The organism is Pseudomonas sp. HMSC066A08 (assembly GCF_001813025.1).
Classification (GTDB): Bacteria; Pseudomonadota; Gammaproteobacteria; order Pseudomonadales; family Pseudomonadaceae; genus Pseudomonas; species Pseudomonas aeruginosa.
On the sequence record NZ_KV811298.1, the window covers coordinates 1 to 16329 of the forward strand.

Sequence of the window (16329 nt, forward strand, 5' to 3'; positions counted from 1 at the left end):
CGCACCGAGACCGTGGACAACAACGAGACCATCAGCATCGGCGTCGACCGCACCGAGAAGGTCGGCAACAACGAGAAGATCAGTATCGGCGCGAACCGCACCGAGGACGTCGGCAGCAACGAGACCATCAGCATCGGCGTCGACCGCACCGAGAAGGTCGGCAGCAACGAGAAGATCAGCATCGGTGCCAATCGCACCGAGGACGTCGGCAACGACGAGACCATCAGCATCGGCGCGAACCGTAGCGAGTCGGTGGGCAACAACGAGACGATCAGCATCGGCGCCGACCGCAGCGAGTCGGTGGGCGCCAACGAGACCATCGACATAGGCGGCAACCAGAGCACCAGCATCGGCAAGAACGAGTCGCGCAGCGTCGGCCAGGGCCGCGATACCTCGGTGGGCAAGGACGATAGCCTGGACGTGGGCAAGAGCTTCACGCTCAACGCCGGCGACTCGATCACCCTGGTCACCGGCGCCGCCAGCATCCGCATGAAGAAGGACGGCAGCATCGTCATCAGCGGCAAGAACATCACCATCGACGGTTCCGGGGCGATCAACGTCAAGGCCGACAAGAACGTGGTGGTGAAGGGACGCAAGATCCTCCAGAACTGAAGCGGCGCAGAGCCAGGGAGTCAGCGCATGAGTGTCGAGATCCATCTACCCGGGGCCGCGACGGCCCTTCCCGCGCGCCTGGACGGCGTGGTCATCGGCGTCCTCCTCGACGTGCCGGACGCCGCCGCTCCGGTGGTCGCCTATCCCGGTTGCCCGAGCGAGCACGGCCTGGCGGCGGCCACTACCACCCAGCTCGGTCGCGCCGACATCGGCGCCCAGGTAGCGCTGATGTTCGTCGCCGGCGATCCGCGCCAGCCGCTGCTGATCGGCCGCATCCAGCGCCTGCCGCAGGAAGCGCTGGCGGCGCCGCTGGCGCAACTGGACGGCGAGCGCCTGGAGTTCAGTGCCGAACGCGAGATCGTCCTGCGTTGCGGCAAGGCCAGCATCACCCTGACCCGCGCCGGCAAGGTGATCATCCGTGGCGCCTATCTTTCCAGCCGCTCCACCGGGGTCAACCGGATCAAGGGCGGTTCGGTGCAGATCAACTGAGCGCGGCGGGCCCGACATGGAACTGTTGAACGCCACCCCGCTGGCCGCCGCCTACAACCAGGGGCTCGACGCCGAAGGCCGGGAATCGCTGGTGGTGATCGCCAAGGGCAGTTTCGACCTGCCGCTGGACGGTCGCGAGGCGCGCCTGCTGGACGAGCAGCAGGCGCTGCTGATGGTCGATGAGTTCTATGGCGAGCCGGGGCTTTCCGCGCCGCGCCGGGAGTGCGAGTTCGTTCCCTTCAAGCCGTTCTGCGATGTGCTGGTGCTCGGCAGCGCCCAGGCGCCCGGCGGGCGGCCGGTACAGCAGTTGACCGCGGGCATCCGCGTCGGCCGGGTCAGCAAGGCGCTGACGGTGCATGGGCCGCGCCAGTGGGAACCGGGATTGCTCGGTGCCGGCGCGGGCGTCGCCCAGCCGTTCCAGCGCCAGGACATTTCCTACGCCAGTGCCTTCGGCGGCAGCCATGCCTCGCCGGACAACCCTGGTTTCATGGAGTGCTACATGGCCAATCCGGCTGGATGTGGCTGGTTTCCGCGCAGCGCCGACACCGCCGCGATCGTCGGCACGCCGATGCCGGCCACGGAAAAGCCCGGCGAGCCGGTGGACAGCCCCCATGGACGCTTCACGCCGATGGCGCTCGGCCCGCTCGGTCGCCATTGGCAGGCCCGGGTCGGCTTCGCCGGTCGCTACGACGACGCCTGGTTGGCCGACCGGTTCCCGTTCCTGCCCGCCGACTTCGACGAGCGCTACTTCCAGTCCGCACCGGCCGACCAGTGGACCGACCATCTGCGCGGTGGCGAGGAGGTCCTGCTGCTCAACCTCACCGGCGAGGAACGCGCGGCCTTCCGCGTGCCGTGCAGGGATGTCCCGGTGACCTTCTTCCTGAAAAAGGGTGGCCGCGAAACCGCGCAGGCACGGATCGATACCCTGCTGGTGGACTGCGACGCCCGTCGGGTGGAAGTCACCTGGCGCATCCACCGGCCGTTGAAGCGCAACCTGTTCGAGATCGCCCAGGTGCTGGTCGGCAGCAAGTCGGCCGCCTGGTGGCGCGCCCGTGAGCTGGGCAAGGACTACTACCCCTCGCTTGCCGCACTGGTACGCGGCCGCCAGGCCGAGGAGGACGAGGCATGAGCCAGGTCCTGAGCATCGTCGCCTCCGGCATGGTCAGCGCGGTCGGCCTCAGCGCGCCGGCCAGCTGCGCGGCGATCCGCTGCGCCCTGGACAACTTCCAGGAGACGCGTTTCATCGACCAGGGCGGCGAATGGTTGCTTGCCGCCAGCGTGGCGCTGGAACAGCCCTGGCGCGGCCGCGCCAAGCTGCTGAAGATGGCTGCGCGAGCCATCGACGAGGCCTTGCGCGGCCAGCCCGATCTCGATTGCGCGGAGCTGCCGCTGCTGCTCTGCGTCGCCGAGGGCGACCGTCCCGGACGCTGCGCGGGGCTCGACGAGTCTTTCCTGCGCGACCTGGAAGGCGAGCTGGGACGACGCTTCCATCCCTCCTCGGCACTCATCGCCCGTGGCCGGGTCGGTGGCGCGGTGGCGCTGCTCAACGCGCGCAAGCTGATCCAGGGCGGCTGCCGGCAGGTCCTGGTGGCCGGCGTCGACTCCTTCGTCAGCGGCCCGACCCTGGCCGCCTACGAGGCCCGCGAGCGGCTGCTGAGCAGCCAGAACTCCAACGGCTTCATTCCCGGCGAGGGCGCCGCCGCCGTGCTGGTCGCCGCGCCGCTCCACGAGGAGGCGCCGCAGTTGCTCTGCATCGGCCTCGGCTTCGGCGTCGAAAAGGCCACGGTGGAGAGCGAGGACCTGCCGCTGCGCGCCGACGGCCTGACCCAGGCCGTGCGCGCCGCCCTCGCCGAGGCTGGCTGCGGCCTGGAGCAGATGGACTACCGGCTCACCGACATTTCCGGCGAGCAGTACTACTTCAAGGAGGCCTCGCTGACCCTGAGTCGCAACCTGCGCGTGCTCAAGCCGAAGTTCGACCTCTGGCACCCCGCCGACTGCATCGGCGAATGCGGCGCCGCCATCGGCCCGGCGTTGCTCGCCGTGGCCCTGGCCGCTTCGCGCAAGGGCTACGGCGACGGGCCGAACGTGTTCTGCCACCTGGGCAACGACGCCGGCGAACGCGCCGCCGCGCTGCTCAGCTATCGACGGGTGAGGGCTGCCTGATGGCCAACGAGGTGTACGCCAACAACATGGAGATCTCCTGCAAGGCGGCGAGCGGCAAGTCCATCGCGGCCTTCCCGGATGTCTGCTTCACCCCGCCGCAGGCGCCGCCGACGCCGTTGGGGGTACCGATCCCCTACCCCAATACCGGCCTGTCCAAGGACACCACCAAAGGCACCCGGACCATTCGCATCAGCCGCAAGGAGGTGATGCTGAAGAACAAGAGCTACTTCAAGACCAGCTATGGCGATGAAGCCGGGCGGGCGCCGAAGAAGGGGGTCATTACCAGCAAGATCAAGGGCAAGGTGTACTTCACCTCCTGGTCGATGAACGTGAAGTTCGAGAGCAAGAACGTTGTCCGACACATGGATCTGATGACTCACAATCACGGTTCCCAACCGGGAAATACGATGACCTGGACCTATGCCGACCGCATGGCCTACGCCAAGGGCCTGAGTCAGTGCGACGATGAGAGGACGCGCGCCAAGGATGCTTGTGGAGACACCAGCAAGAAGGTGGTCTGCCCGGATATCTCCGCCTTGAAAAAGGCATCCGCTGCTCGTGCCGCCGCCAAGAAAAAAGCCGGTGACAAGTTCAAGGACAATGCCGATTACCAGAGTCGGCATCAGGAGGTGCAACGCGAATTTTCCGCCTTGGCCGAAAAGATCAATAACGACCCCTGCCAGAAGGCCTTGCGCTGTTTCCTGGCCCCTTATAGGCCGAACCGATGCTGCCCTGGGCAGACCGGCGACCACTTGGTTGACGCTGCCTCGTTCGGCCCGCGCAAAGGGAAGAAAATAACCGGCTGGAGCAAGTACCAGACCAACAAGGCGCCCTGTATCTGCGCCGAGGGGCCGAACCAGACGACGGCGACGCATGGACAATTGCATACACGGAGAGGTGTGGTTGCACTGCATGAGCAAGATGACAAGGGAGAATGGCCGAGAGGGCGAGCTACCCAGGTAGGGGCAAAAGCGGCGCGAAAGACTTTTCCGGACTCCAACTGCTCGCAGGAGTGCTTGGAGGCGCAACTGAACAAGTATCACGACACCGCAAAGGATGACGGGGCGGAAAAGCCCATCAAGGCGAACGCCTCAATGACGAGTGATGTCGGTGAGAGGGCCGCTGCCCGTGCCGAGATGTTCGAACAAGTAACTCTCAGATAATGAGGAGCAATTCATGGATGCGAACGACCGCCGCTTCAGTGGGTTCAGTCTGAGTACCGGCGTACTTCGGTACTCAGATTTGGCCTATCTGCTGGCTACCAGCGATGAGGATATCCAAGAGGGCTTGGTTGGCACCCTCCTGTTCACCATTGACCGTGGTACGCCGGGAGCTGCGAGCCTGGACTGGCTGGCCTGTTCGGGTACGGTCTGCCATCTTCCGAGTGAGCGTTATGTTGCGCTGGGCGTCCAGGGCCAGGTGCGGGTGATGGGAGGTGGCTCCCAGAGCGATGAGTCGATTTCGAACAGCGGTATGGACCCTCGTTCGAGAGGACCGTTGAGGGAAGTGAGAGGCGTCGCCAGGGGGCGCGCTTATGCCGTGGGCACTTGTCGTCAGGCTTATGTTCGTGAAGATGAAGGGGTATGGCGTTGCATCGATCAGACTGCCCAGGGTGGAGATGTGGCGCTAACCGACACCAGCTTCGAATCCATCGATGGCTTCAGCGAACAGGAAATCTATACGGTTGGCTGGGAGGGAGAAATCTGGAGTTACGATGGTTCTGTTTTCACTCAGGTAAGCAGCCCTACCAACCTCGCCTTGTACAAGGTGCGTTGCGCCGGTGACGGTTACGCTTATGCCTGTGGACAACTGGGCACCTTGTTGCGTGGTCGCGGCGACAAGTGGGAAATCATCGAGCATGAGTCCACTCGGGAGGACCTCTGGGGCATGGAATACTTCGACGGCCACCTTTACGTTTCCTCGACGCACTTCGTTTATCGCCTGGTGAAAGGACGCTTGGAGCGAGTGGACTTTGGCGATGATGTCCCAGCCTCCTGCTATCACCTGAGCGCGGCAGACGGAATCATGTGGTCGGTCGGACCGAAAGATGTCATGGAGTTCGACGGACAATCCTGGAAGCGGATTCTCGAGATTCAGTGATCAACGAAGCGATGCCGAGAATGAGCCTGCCAATCGTCTCTATGCTCGATCAGCACGCCGAGGAAGCCACCTTCCTCGTCCTGCTCCGCGACTACGCCGTGCGCGCGCCGCACTACGACCTGGAAGAACTCGCCGAACTCGACCAGCGCATCGAGGCACACCTGGATGGCCTGTCCATCGCCGGCCAGGCCGGATACGAAGCGCTGTTCGAGCAACTCGATGCGCATGCCCAGGGCGAGGCGTTCGCCCTCGCGGCGCTGGCCATGCAGGCTGGCGACGAGGCGGTGATCGGACGGATGCGCGCCTGTCTTGCGGCGTCTCCGGAAGCCCGGCGCGGTTTCGCCGCAGCCCTCGGCTGGCTCGACTGGGACCAGGCGCGGCCCTGGGTGGAGCGCCTGCTGGCCTCGCCCGAGCCGCTGTTCCGCGCCATTGGCCTGGCCGCCTGCGGCATGCACCGGCATGACCCGGGGCCGGCGCTGCTGTCCGCCCTTGGCCACGCCGACCCGGCGGTGCTGGCGCGCGCCGCGCGCACCGCCGGCGAACTGCGTCGACGCGACCTGATGGCGAATATCCGCGCCTACCGCGCCCACGACGACCCGAGCCTGCGCTTCTGGGCCAACTGGGCCACCGCGCAGATGGGTGACGAGGAGGCGTTGGGGCCATTGCGTGCGTTCGCCGGGCAGCCCGGCCCGTTCCAGCTGCCGGCGACCATGGTGCTGCTCGCCTGGCAGCCGCGCGATATCAGCATGGCCTGGATCCGCCAGTTGATGCAGACGGCGGAGACGCGGCGGATCGGCATCCAGGCCACCGGTCTGTTCGGCGATCCGGTGGCGGTGCCCTGGCTGATCCAGCAGATGCGCGACGAGAGCCTGGCGCGGGTCGCCGGCGAGGCCTTCAGCCTGATCACCGGCGCCGACCTGGCGTTGCTCGACCTGGAGCTGGAGGCCTTGCCCGACTACGACCCTGGCCCCAACGACGATCCCGACGACGAGAACGTCGCCCTCGACGACGACGAGAACCTTACCTGGCCGCAGGCGGAGCGAGTCTCCGCCTGGTGGCGGGACCACGGCGCGCGTTTCGTCGGCGGGCGCGCCTACCTGCTCGGCGAACCGCTCGGTGAGGCGCGCTGCCGCCAGGTCCTGCGCGACGGCCAGCAACGCCAGCGGATGGCCGCAGCGTGTCTGCTCGCGCGTTTCGTGCCTAACCTGCCGCTGTTCCCCACCAGCGCTCCGGTACGCCGGCAACGGGCCCTGCTCCGCTAGCGGGCTGCCGGCGCGCGGGTTTCCGTTCGCGTCGCTTTTCCCATTCGACGAATTTCCCCGCACGTAGCCAGCCGGTTGACTGAAACCTTTCACCACTTATGCGGGGCGAATGGAAATGCCACTCGTTCGCCATGATAGCCTGTCGACATCCTCTGGAAATATCGTGAAAAAAGCTGACAACGTGCGAGATAGAGGGATTTTTTAATTTATGGTTAAGCTTCGGGCATTAGCGTTGAGCACTAGAAGTGACCGGCCGGTCATGCAGGTCGCTCTGCGTTTGTTGTGTCTTTTTCCTATGGGGAAAGCGTCGGCAGACGTGGGAAAATTCAATCGATCCATTCATCGAGGTTCCGAACCATGCCAGACCGTATGCGGGGCGTTAAGTCCGATTCTCCAGAGCAGGAAAGCGCTGACGACGCATTGAAAAGGATTGTCGATGGATTCCAGCATTTCCGCCGGGAGGTCTTTCCCGAGCAGCAGGCGCTGTTCAAGAAGCTCGCCAATAGCCAGCGGCCGCGGGCGATGTTCATCACCTGCGCGGATTCGCGCATCGTTCCCGAACTGATCACCCAGAGTTCCCCCGGCGACCTGTTCGTTACCCGCAACGTCGGCAACGTGGTGCCGCCCTACGGGCAGATGAACGGCGGCGTCTCCACCGCCATCGAATACGCCGTGCTGGCGCTGGGCGTGCACCACATCATCGTCTGCGGCCACTCCGACTGCGGGGCGATGCGCGCCGTGCTCGACCCGCAGACCCTGGAACGCATGCCGACGGTCAAGGCCTGGCTGCGGCACGCCGAGGTGGCACGCACGGTGGTGGCGGACAACTGCGACTGCGGCGCCAGCCACGACACCCTCGGGGTGCTCACCGAGGAGAATGTGGTGGCCCAGCTCGATCACCTGCGCACCCACCCCTCGGTGGCCTCGCGCCTGGCCAGCGGGCAACTGTTCATCCACGGCTGGGTGTACGACATCGAGAGTGCGCAGATCCGCGCCTACGACGCCAAGCAGGGTCGCTTCCTGCCCCTCGACGGCGAGCATCCGGTGCCGATGGCTACGCCCGCGCCGCGCTACCTGAACTCGTGATAGCGGCGGCCGTGCGGGCCGCCGGATAACAACAGCGTTTTCGCGTCACCTTTCGCCGTTCCTGCCATGGACGACCTCTGGGAAGCCCCGTTCCGGGGCTGAACGGGTCGCTATTACAAGAAAAAACACACTGCGCACACACAACCGGCACCGGGCCTGGCCCTGGCGTCGCTCCCTCGTCGTGGAAAAAATTCGCAGGAGAACTGTGCCATGCATGTTTCAAAGGTGTTTCCGTCCCTCCGGGACACGTTGCCGCGGGACCTGATGGCCTCCGTGGTGGTGTTCCTCGTCGCCCTGCCGCTGTGCATGGGCATCGCCATCGCCTCCGGGATGCCGCCGGCCAAGGGCCTGCTCACCGGCATCGTCGGTGGCCTGGTGGTCGGCTTCCTGGCCGGCTCGCCGCTACAGGTCAGCGGCCCGGCGGCCGGCCTCGCGGTGCTGGTCTTCGAACTGGTGCGTACCTACGGGGTGGCCATGCTCGGGCCGATCCTGCTGCTCGCCGGCGCCATCCAGCTGCTCGCCGGGCGGCTGCGCCTGGGCTGCTGGTTCCGGGTCACTTCGCCGGCGGTGGTATACGGGATGCTCGCCGGCATCGGCATCCTCATCGTCCTTTCGCAATTGCACGTGATGCTCGACCTGGCGCCCAAGGCGTCCGGCCTCGACAACCTGCTGGCATTCCCCCGGGCGGCGTTCGCCGCGCTCGGTTCGCTGGGCATGGACAGCGGCCTCGACGCGGCGCTGCTCGGGCTGGGCACCATCGCGGTGATGTGGGGCTGGGATAAGCTGCGTCCGCAACGCCTGCGCTTCCTACCCGGCGCGCTGCTCGGCGTGAGCCTGGCGACCCTGGCCAGCCTCTGGCTGGCGCTGGACGTGCGGCGGGTCGAGGTACCGGCCAACCTCGGCGAGGCCATCGACTGGCTACGCCCGGCCGACCTGCTGGCCCTGGCCGATCCCTCCCTGCTGCTGGCGGCGGTGGTGGTGGCCTTCATCGCCAGTGCGGAGACCCTGCTCTCGGCGGCGGCGGTGGATCGCCTGCACGACGGCCCGCGCTCGGACATGGATCGCGAGTTGTCCGCCCAGGGGGTCGGCAACATGCTCTGCGGCCTGCTCGGCGCGCTGCCGATGACCGGGGTGATCGTACGCAGCTCGGCCAACGTCAACGCCGGTGCGCGCACCCGCGCCTCGGCGATCTTCCACGGCCTCTGGCTGCTTGCCTTCGTCCTCCTGCTCGGCAGCCTGTTGCGGCAGATTCCGGTGGCGAGCCTGGCCGGGGTGCTGGTCTATACCGGGGTCAAGCTGGTCGATTTCAAGGCTCTCGGCAACCTCTCTCGCTACGGCCGGATGCCGATGCTGGTGTACGCGGCCACCGCCCTGGCGATCGTCTTCACCGACTTGCTGACCGGCGTGCTGGTGGGCTTCGCCCTGACCCTGCTGAAGCTGGTGCTGAAGGCGGCGCGGCTGAAGATCGCCCTGCGCTACACCGGCGAGCACGAAGCGGAGCTGCGCCTGAGCGGCGCCGCGACTTTCCTCAAGGTGCCGGCGCTGTCGCGGGTGCTCGACGAGGTCAAGCCGGGCACCACCCTGCACGTACCGATGGATAACCTCAGCTATGTCGACCATGCCTGCATGGAGCTGCTCGAGGATTGGGGGCGGATGGCACCGGTGCAGGGCTCGCGCCTGGTGATCGAGCCGCGCGCCTTGAAGCGTCGCCTGGAAGGGCGCCTGCGCGGCAGCGTCGGGTTGGGCGGCGCGCGCAATGGCGGGGCGGTCAGCCCAGGCTGAGTTCCACCCCGAGCTGCTTCGACAGGCACGGCCACTGCTGCCAGGCGGCGACCACCCGCGGGTTCTTCAGGTTCTCGCGGTAGGCGCGGGCCGAGTCGGCGTCGAAGGTAGTGGCGTCGAGCATGTTCTCCACCGCGTGGTGGACGGCTTCGTCCAGCCGGTTGGCGAAGGGCTCGCCGATCAACTGGTGGGCCACCAGGTTGGCCACGGTGGTGTCCAGCGGAATCAGCGCCTGGCCGAAGTGGGCGATATAGCGGTCGTTCACTTCTTCCACCAGGCGGTGCGCCAGATAGGCTTCGTCGAGCAGGGCGTCGAGGCCGTCGTGGCCGGCGAGCAACGCCGGCGGGGTGAGGAAGAATTGCTCGGCGACCTTCAGCACCGGCTTGATCCGTTCCTCGATGCCGGCTTCGCGGGCCACGCTGTTGGCGGCGTCGAGCAGGTCCGGTACCTGTTCGACGTAGGCGTGGACGAAGCGGGTGAGTATGTCTTCCGTGTTCTCGCCTTGCGGCTGGATGGTGCGATGCAGGCGGGGCAGGCGGCTGGCTATCAGATCAGCCAGGTGACCGTGGCGGGCTTCGCTGAGGTGCGCCTGCTGGATGAGTTCACGGAGGGCAGCGGTGTTCATGGGGTCTCCCATACAACGGGGATGGTGAAGAAGAGGTGAAACATAGCCGGCGGCGCGCGCCGGCTAAGACGCGATTGTCATAATCGCTTCGTGGTTATGCGAGGATGATATATCAGGCGGCCACCATTCGCCTGCAAAGCCACGCCGCTCGCGGCTTTTAGAGAAGAATCGGCACTTTCCAGCGACGTTTTTACGCTGCGTTGTTATGTCGCAGTCGCTGTCTATACTCCCACTCGAATGCTGAACCTGATGAACCCGGCCTGCCTTGCTGTGTGCCGAGGTGCGACGGTCAAAGTTCGTTGTCTTGGCGGTCCACCCCTTGGCCGTTGGCGTCTGCCGGCGGGATAAAAACAACGATAAGGGGAACCCGAATGCTGCGACATCCACGAGTCTGGATGGGCTTCCTTTTGCTCTCGGCGATCAGCCAGGCGAATGCCGCCTGGACGGTTAACATGGCCCCGGGCGCTACCGAGGTGAGCCGGTCCGTCTTCGACCTGCACATGACCATCTTCTGGATCTGCGTGGTGATCGGCGTGCTGGTCTTCGGCGCGATGTTCTGGTCGATGATCGTCCACCGCCGCTCCACCGGCCAGCAGCCGGCGCATTTCCACGAGAGCACCACGGTGGAAATCCTCTGGACGGTGGTGCCGTTCGTGATCCTGGTGGTGATGGCGGTGCCCGCCACCCGCACCCTGATCCACATCTACGACACTTCCGAGCCGGAGCTGGACGTGCAGGTCACCGGCTACCAGTGGAAGTGGCAGTACAAGTACCTGGGCCAGGACGTCGAGTACTTCAGCAACCTGGCCACCCCGCAGGACCAGATCCACAACCGGCAGGCGAAGGACGAGCATTACCTGCTGGAGGTGGACGAGCCGCTGGTGCTGCCGGTGGGCACCAAGGTGCGCTTCCTGATCACCTCCAGCGACGTGATCCATTCCTGGTGGGTGCCGGCCTTCGCGGTCAAGCGCGACGCCATCCCCGGCTTCGTCAACGAGGCCTGGACCAAGGTCGACGAGCCCGGCATCTACCGCGGCCAGTGCGCCGAGCTGTGCGGCAAGGACCACGGCTTCATGCCGATCGTGGTCGACGTCAAGCCCAAGGCCGAGTTCGACCAGTGGCTGGCCAAGCGCAAGGAAGAGGCGGCGAAGGTCAAGGAACTGACCAGCAAGGAGTGGACCAAGGAAGAACTGGTCGCGCGCGGCGACAAGGTCTACCACACCATCTGCGCCGCCTGCCACCAGGCCGAAGGCCAGGGCATGCCGCCGATGTTCCCGGCGCTGAAGGGTTCGAAGATCGTCACCGGGCCCAAGGAGCACCACCTGGAAGTGGTCTTCAACGGCGTGCCCGGCACCGCCATGGCGGCCTTCGGCAAGCAGCTCAACGAGGTCGACCTGGCCGCGGTGATCACCTACGAGCGCAACGCCTGGGGCAACGACGATGGCGACATGGTCACCCCGAAAGACGTCGTCGCCTACAAGCAGAAACAACAATAGGAGACCGCCATGAGTGCTGTGATCGATACGCCCGACCACCATGCCGGCGACCACCACCACGGACCAGCCAAGGGCCTGATGCGCTGGGTGCTGACGACCAACCACAAGGACATCGGCACCCTCTACCTGTGGTTCAGCTTCATGATGTTCCTGCTCGGCGGCTCGATGGCCATGGTGATCCGCGCCGAGCTGTTCCAGCCCGGCCTGCAGATCGTCGAGCCGGCGTTCTTCAACCAGATGACCACCATGCACGGCCTGATCATGGTCTTCGGCGCGGTGATGCCGGCCTTCGTCGGCCTGGCCAACTGGATGATCCCGCTGATGATCGGCGCGCCGGACATGGCCCTGCCGCGGATGAACAACTTCAGCTTCTGGCTGCTGCCGGCGGCCTTCGGCCTGCTGGTCAGCACCCTGTTCATGCCCGGCGGCGGTCCCAACTTCGGCTGGACCTTCTACGCGCCGCTGTCGACCACCTTCGCCCCGCACAGCGTGACCTTCTTCATCTTCGCCATCCACCTGGCCGGGATCAGCTCGATCATGGGCGCGATCAACGTGATCGCCACCATCCTCAACCTGCGCGCCCCGGGCATGACCCTGATGAAGATGCCACTGTTCGTCTGGACCTGGCTGATCACCGCGTTCCTGTTGATCGCGGTGATGCCGGTGCTGGCCGGCGTGGTGACCATGATGCTGATGGACATCCACTTCGGCACCAGCTTCTTCAGCGCCGCCGGCGGCGGCGACCCGGTGCTGTTCCAGCACGTGTTCTGGTTCTTCGGCCACCCCGAGGTGTACATCATGATCCTGCCCGCCTTCGGTGCGGTCAGTGCGATCATCCCGACCTTCGCGCGCAAGCCGCTGTTCGGCTACACCTCGATGGTCTACGCCACCGCCAGCATCGCCTTCCTCTCCTTCGTGGTCTGGGCGCACCACATGTTCGTGGTCGGCATCCCGGTCACCGGCGAGCTGTTCTTCATGTACGCCACCATGCTGATCGCGGTGCCCACCGGGGTGAAGGTGTTCAACTGGGTGACCACCATGTGGGAGGGTTCGCTGACCTTCGAGACGCCGATGCTGTTCGCCGTGGCCTTCGTCATCCTGTTCACCATCGGCGGCTTCTCCGGACTGATGCTGGCGATCGCCCCGGCGGACTTCCAGTACCACGACACCTACTTCGTGGTCGCCCACTTCCACTACGTGCTGGTGCCCGGCGCGATCTTCGGCATCTTCGCCTCGGCCTACTACTGGCTGCCGAAGTGGACCGGCCACATGTACGACGAGACCCTCGGCAAGCTGCACTTCTGGATGAGCTTCATCGGCATGAACCTGGCGTTCTTCCCGATGCACTTCGTCGGTCTCGCCGGCATGCCGCGACGGATCCCCGACTACAACCTGCAGTTCGCCGACTTCAACATGGTCTCGTCGATCGGCGCCTTCATGTTCGGCACCACCCAGCTGCTGTTCCTGTTCATCGTCATCAAGTGCATCCGCGGCGGCAAGCCGGCCCCTGCCAAGCCCTGGGACGGCGCCGAGGGCCTGGAGTGGAGCATCCCCTCGCCGGCGCCCTACCACACCTTCAGCACCCCGCCCGAGGTCAAGTGAGGAGCGCGCCATGAGCGATGCCAAGGTCGATACCCGCCGCCTGGTCGGCCGCCTGCTGCTGGTGACCGTGCTGATGTTCGCCTTCGGCTTCGCCCTGGTGCCGCTCTACGACGTGATGTGCCGCGCCCTGGGGATCAACGGCAAGACCGCCGGCAGCGCCTACAGCGGCGAGCAGCAGGTGGATGTCGGGCGCGAGGTGAAGGTGCAGTTCATGACCTCGAACAATATCGACATGGTCTGGGAGTTCCGCTCCGCCGGCGACCAGTTGGTGGTGCATCCCGGCGCGGTGAACCAGATGGTGTTCTACGCGCGCAACCCGAGCGACAAGCCAATGACCGCGCAGGCCATCCCGAGCATCGCCCCGGCCGAGGCCGCCGCCTACTTCCACAAGACCGAATGCTTCTGTTTCACCCAGCAGGTGCTGCAACCCGGCGAGAGCATCGAGATGCCGGTACGCTTCATCGTCGACCGCGATCTGCCCAAGGATGTGCGGCACGTGACGCTGGCCTACACCCTCTTCGATATCACTGCGCGGAAGCCGCCCGTACCGGTTGCGGGACGATAAGGAGAACAACATGGCAAGCCACGAACACTATTACGTCCCCGCCCAGAGCAAGTGGCCGATCATCGCCAGCATCGGCCTGCTGGTGACGGTGTTCGGCCTGGGTACCTGGTTCAACGACCTCACCGCCGGCCACAAGGAGTCCCATGGCCCGTGGATCTTCTTCGTCGGCGGGCTGATCATCGCCTACATGCTGTTCGGCTGGTTCGGCAACGTCATCCGCGAGAGCCGCGCCGGACTCTACAGCGCGCAGATGGACCGCTCGTTCCGCTGGGGCATGAGCTGGTTCATCTTCTCCGAGGTGATGTTCTTCGCCGCCTTCTTCGGCGCGCTGTTCTACGTCCGCCACTTCGCCGGCCCCTGGCTCGGCGGCGAGGGTGCCAAGGGCGTGGCGCACATGCTCTGGCCGAACTTCCAGTACAGCTGGCCGCTGCTGCAGACCCCGGACCCGAAGCTGTTCCCGCCGCCGAGCGCGGTGATCGAGCCGTGGAAACTGCCGCTGATCAACACCATCCTGCTGGTCACCTCCAGCTTCACCGTGACCTTCGCCCACCATGCCCTGAAGAAGAACAAGCGCGGCCCGCTCAAGGCCTGGCTGGCGTTGACCGTGCTGCTGGGGATCGCCTTCCTGATCCTGCAGGCCGAGGAGTACGTGCACGCCTACAACGAGCTGGGCCTGACCCTCGGCGCCGGCATCTACGGCTCGACCTTCTTCATGCTCACCGGCTTCCACGGCGCCCACGTGACCCTCGGCGCGCTGATCCTCAGCATCATGCTGATCCGCATCCTGCGCGGTCACTTCGATGCCGAGCACCACTTCGGCTTCGAAGCCGCCAGCTGGTACTGGCACTTCGTCGACGTGGTCTGGATCGGCCTGTTCATCTTCGTCTACGTGATCTGACCGCCACCGGGGGAATCAGAAATGCCAGGGCGCGTGGCTGTTCAGCTCGCCGCTGTAGAAGCCCCAGGCGACCAGCGCCAGGGTCGCCGCGGCGAGCACCACGCGGACGGTCAGCGAATTGACCACGCGGGAACCATGGCCCTGGTCCTTGACCAGGAAGAACAGGCCGCTGAACAGGCTCACCAGGGTAGCCAGCAGTAGCAGGACGATCGCCACTTTCAACATGGTGGGACTCCGGCGATGGGGGGGATTCATGCAGTATAGCCAGCGCCTCGGGGAGGCCGGACGCAATGACAGGCGCAGCATGCGTGGCGCGTTCCGCCCCGGCCTGCTGCCGACCCTGGTGGTCCTCGGCCTGCTGCCGGTGCTGCTCTGGCTGGGCACCTGGCAGTTGCAGCGGGCCGACGAGAAGCGCGCCTTGCTGGCCAGCTACGAGGCCCGGCGCGGCGCCGAGCCGGTGTCGCCCGGGCAGCTAGAGGGACTGCGCGACCCGGCGTACGTCCGCGTGCGCCTGCACGGCCGCTTCGACCAGCGGCATACGCTGCTGCTGGATAACCGGCTGCGCAACGGACAAGCCGGGGTCGAGGTGCTGCAACCCTTCTACGACCAGGCCAGCGGCCTCTGGCTGCTGGTCAACCGCGGCTGGGTCGCATGGACTGACCGACGCTCGCCGCCGACGCTGGAAACCCCCGACCGCGTCCTCCTGCTCGACGCCTGGACCTACCTGCCGCCACCCGGCGGCCTGCACCTGGCCGACGCGCCGGCCGGCGGCTGGCCGCGCCTGGTGACCCAGCTCGACATCCCGGCGCTGTGGCAGGCCTTCGGTCGCGCCGGGCTGCCCTGGGAAATCCGCCTGGAACCGGGCGACGCCAGCTTCGACACCGACTGGCCCCTGGTCTCGATGCCGCCGGAGCGGCACACCGGCTACGCCGTGCAGTGGTTCGCCCTGGCGACGGCCCTGCTCGCCCTCTACCTCTACCTCGGTGTGCGCCGCGCACGGGAGAAAAACCATGAGTCTCGCGATTCCGATGCCTGAACGTCCGCGCCGCGCCCGTGGCCGCCTGCAACTGCTGGCGATCATCGGCCTGGTGGTGGGGCCGATGCTGCTCGCCAGCGCCATGTACAAATGGAATTTCTGGGTACCGCAGGGGCGCAGCTACAGCGGCGCGCTGATCGGCAACGGCCAGACCCCCGCCGACCTCGGCGTGCAGGGACGCCGCCAGGGCGAGCAGTGGCAACTGCTGGTGACCGCGCCGGGCAGTTGCGGCGAGGACTGCCAGCAACTGGTCTACCTGGCCCGCCAGGTCAACATCGCCCTCGGCCGCGAAGCCTCACGCGCCGGCCACGCCCTGGCCGCCAGCGGCGAGCTGCCGGCGGACTTCGCCAACCTGGTGAGGCAGGACTACCCGCGCCTGCAGCGCTACGGCCTGGACCCGGCCCTGTACGACAAGGCCGGCGGCGAGCGGCCGCTGCTGTGGGTGGTCGACCCGCACGGCAACCTGGTGCTGCGCTACGACGCCAAGGCCAACGGCAAGAAGCTGCTGAAGGACGTGCAACTGCTGCTCAGGCTCTCGCATATCGGTTGATCGGCGTGGCCGGCGCGGTTCCCGGCCCGATGAGGACAGAACGACAAGAAAAAGGGGCCCGCG

The 16329-nt window shown here is 66.0% G+C and carries 16 protein-coding genes and 1 pseudogene; 15 read left to right on the plus strand and 2 right to left on the minus strand.

All coding sequences use genetic code 11. The features are described from left to right. The 9 genes and pseudogenes from vgrG1b to HMPREF2886_RS13220 all read left to right on the plus strand — a co-directional run. A pseudogene (gene vgrG1b / locus HMPREF2886_RS13180) lies at positions 1-612 on the plus strand (type VI secretion system spike protein VgrG1b); the annotation flags it as partial. Positions 613-639: 27 nt separating this feature from the next. Further along, complete coding sequence (locus tag HMPREF2886_RS13185; RefSeq protein ID WP_042170502.1) at positions 640-1101, plus strand: DUF6484 domain-containing protein; 462 nt, start codon at positions 640-642, stop codon at positions 1099-1101. A 16-nt stretch (positions 1102-1117) separates the two neighbouring features. Then, complete coding sequence (locus tag HMPREF2886_RS13190) at positions 1118-2230, plus strand: DUF2169 family type VI secretion system accessory protein (protein ID WP_070747562.1); 1113 nt, start codon at positions 1118-1120, stop codon at positions 2228-2230. Further along, positions 2227-3264 (plus strand): 3-oxoacyl-ACP synthase, encoded by a 1038-nt coding sequence (locus HMPREF2886_RS13195; protein WP_033968152.1) that lies wholly within the window; start codon positions 2227-2229, stop codon positions 3262-3264. The genes HMPREF2886_RS13190 and HMPREF2886_RS13195 overlap by 4 nt, the downstream gene beginning before the upstream one ends. Beyond that, positions 3264-4427, plus strand: coding sequence for a PAAR-like domain-containing protein (locus tag HMPREF2886_RS13200; RefSeq protein ID WP_070747564.1), 1164 nt, complete (start codon positions 3264-3266; stop codon positions 4425-4427). Before HMPREF2886_RS13195 ends, HMPREF2886_RS13200 begins: the two co-directional genes overlap by 1 nt. A 13-nt stretch (positions 4428-4440) precedes the next feature. Then, complete coding sequence (locus tag HMPREF2886_RS35010) at positions 4441-5364, plus strand: hypothetical protein (protein WP_070747565.1); 924 nt, start codon at positions 4441-4443, stop codon at positions 5362-5364. 11 nt (positions 5365-5375) lie between these two features. Continuing rightward, positions 5376-6626 (plus strand): TIGR02270 family protein, encoded by a 1251-nt coding sequence (locus tag HMPREF2886_RS13210; RefSeq protein ID WP_070747639.1) that lies wholly within the window; start codon positions 5376-5378, stop codon positions 6624-6626. Between the two features lie 357 nt (positions 6627-6983). Further along, on the plus strand, positions 6984-7712 hold the full coding sequence (locus HMPREF2886_RS13215; RefSeq protein WP_003083701.1) for a carbonic anhydrase: 729 nt from the start codon (positions 6984-6986) through the stop codon (positions 7710-7712). Positions 7713-7922: 210 nt separating this feature from the next. After that, complete coding sequence (locus HMPREF2886_RS13220; protein WP_003118132.1) at positions 7923-9494, plus strand: SulP family inorganic anion transporter; 1572 nt, start codon at positions 7923-7925, stop codon at positions 9492-9494. On the opposite strand, the gene HMPREF2886_RS13225 is transcribed toward HMPREF2886_RS13220, so the two are convergent. Beyond that, on the minus strand, positions 9481-10119 hold the full coding sequence (locus HMPREF2886_RS13225; RefSeq protein ID WP_003083705.1) for a hypothetical protein: 639 nt from the start codon (positions 10117-10119) through the stop codon (positions 9481-9483). The genes HMPREF2886_RS13220 and HMPREF2886_RS13225 overlap by 14 nt on opposite strands. Before the next feature lie 371 nt (positions 10120-10490). On the opposite strand from HMPREF2886_RS13225, the gene coxB reads away from it, so the two are divergent. The 4 genes from coxB to HMPREF2886_RS13245 are packed head-to-tail and all read left to right on the plus strand — an operon-like array spanning position 10491 to position 14680. Then, the gene (gene coxB, locus HMPREF2886_RS13230; protein WP_003101203.1) at positions 10491-11615 is read left to right on the plus strand and encodes a cytochrome c oxidase subunit II; all 1125 of its coding nucleotides are present in this window, start codon (positions 10491-10493) and stop codon (positions 11613-11615) included. Between the two features lie 9 nt (positions 11616-11624). Beyond that, complete coding sequence (ctaD, locus tag HMPREF2886_RS13235; RefSeq protein WP_003083723.1) at positions 11625-13217, plus strand: cytochrome c oxidase subunit I; 1593 nt, start codon at positions 11625-11627, stop codon at positions 13215-13217. 10 nt (positions 13218-13227) lie between these two features. After that, positions 13228-13782: a cytochrome c oxidase assembly protein gene (locus HMPREF2886_RS13240; protein WP_003083725.1), complete on the plus strand. Its 555-nt coding sequence runs from the start codon at positions 13228-13230 to the stop codon at positions 13780-13782. 10 nt (positions 13783-13792) lie between these two features. Next, entirely contained in the window at positions 13793-14680 is an 888-nt protein-coding gene (locus HMPREF2886_RS13245) for a cytochrome c oxidase subunit 3 (protein ID WP_003083728.1), read from the plus strand. A gap of 15 nt (positions 14681-14695) precedes the next feature. Here HMPREF2886_RS13245 and HMPREF2886_RS13250 read toward each other — a convergent pair whose 3' ends face one another. After that, on the minus strand, positions 14696-14905 hold the full coding sequence (locus HMPREF2886_RS13250) for a twin transmembrane helix small protein (protein ID WP_003110653.1): 210 nt from the start codon (positions 14903-14905) through the stop codon (positions 14696-14698). Here HMPREF2886_RS13250 and HMPREF2886_RS13255 point away from each other — a divergent pair. Together HMPREF2886_RS13255 and HMPREF2886_RS13260 are read left to right on the plus strand one after the other, a co-directional pair. Then, positions 14904-15716 carry an SURF1 family protein gene (locus HMPREF2886_RS13255; protein WP_079386394.1) on the plus strand — a complete coding sequence of 271 codons (813 nt, stop codon included), beginning with the start codon at positions 14904-14906 and terminating at the stop codon, positions 15714-15716. The two genes, HMPREF2886_RS13250 and HMPREF2886_RS13255, sit on opposite strands and share 2 nt — an antisense overlap. Next, positions 15691-16266 carry a hypothetical protein gene (locus HMPREF2886_RS13260; protein WP_070747566.1) on the plus strand — a complete coding sequence of 192 codons (576 nt, stop codon included), beginning with the start codon at positions 15691-15693 and terminating at the stop codon, positions 16264-16266. The genes HMPREF2886_RS13255 and HMPREF2886_RS13260 overlap by 26 nt, the downstream gene beginning before the upstream one ends. The last annotated feature ends 63 nt before the right edge of the window (positions 16267-16329 follow it).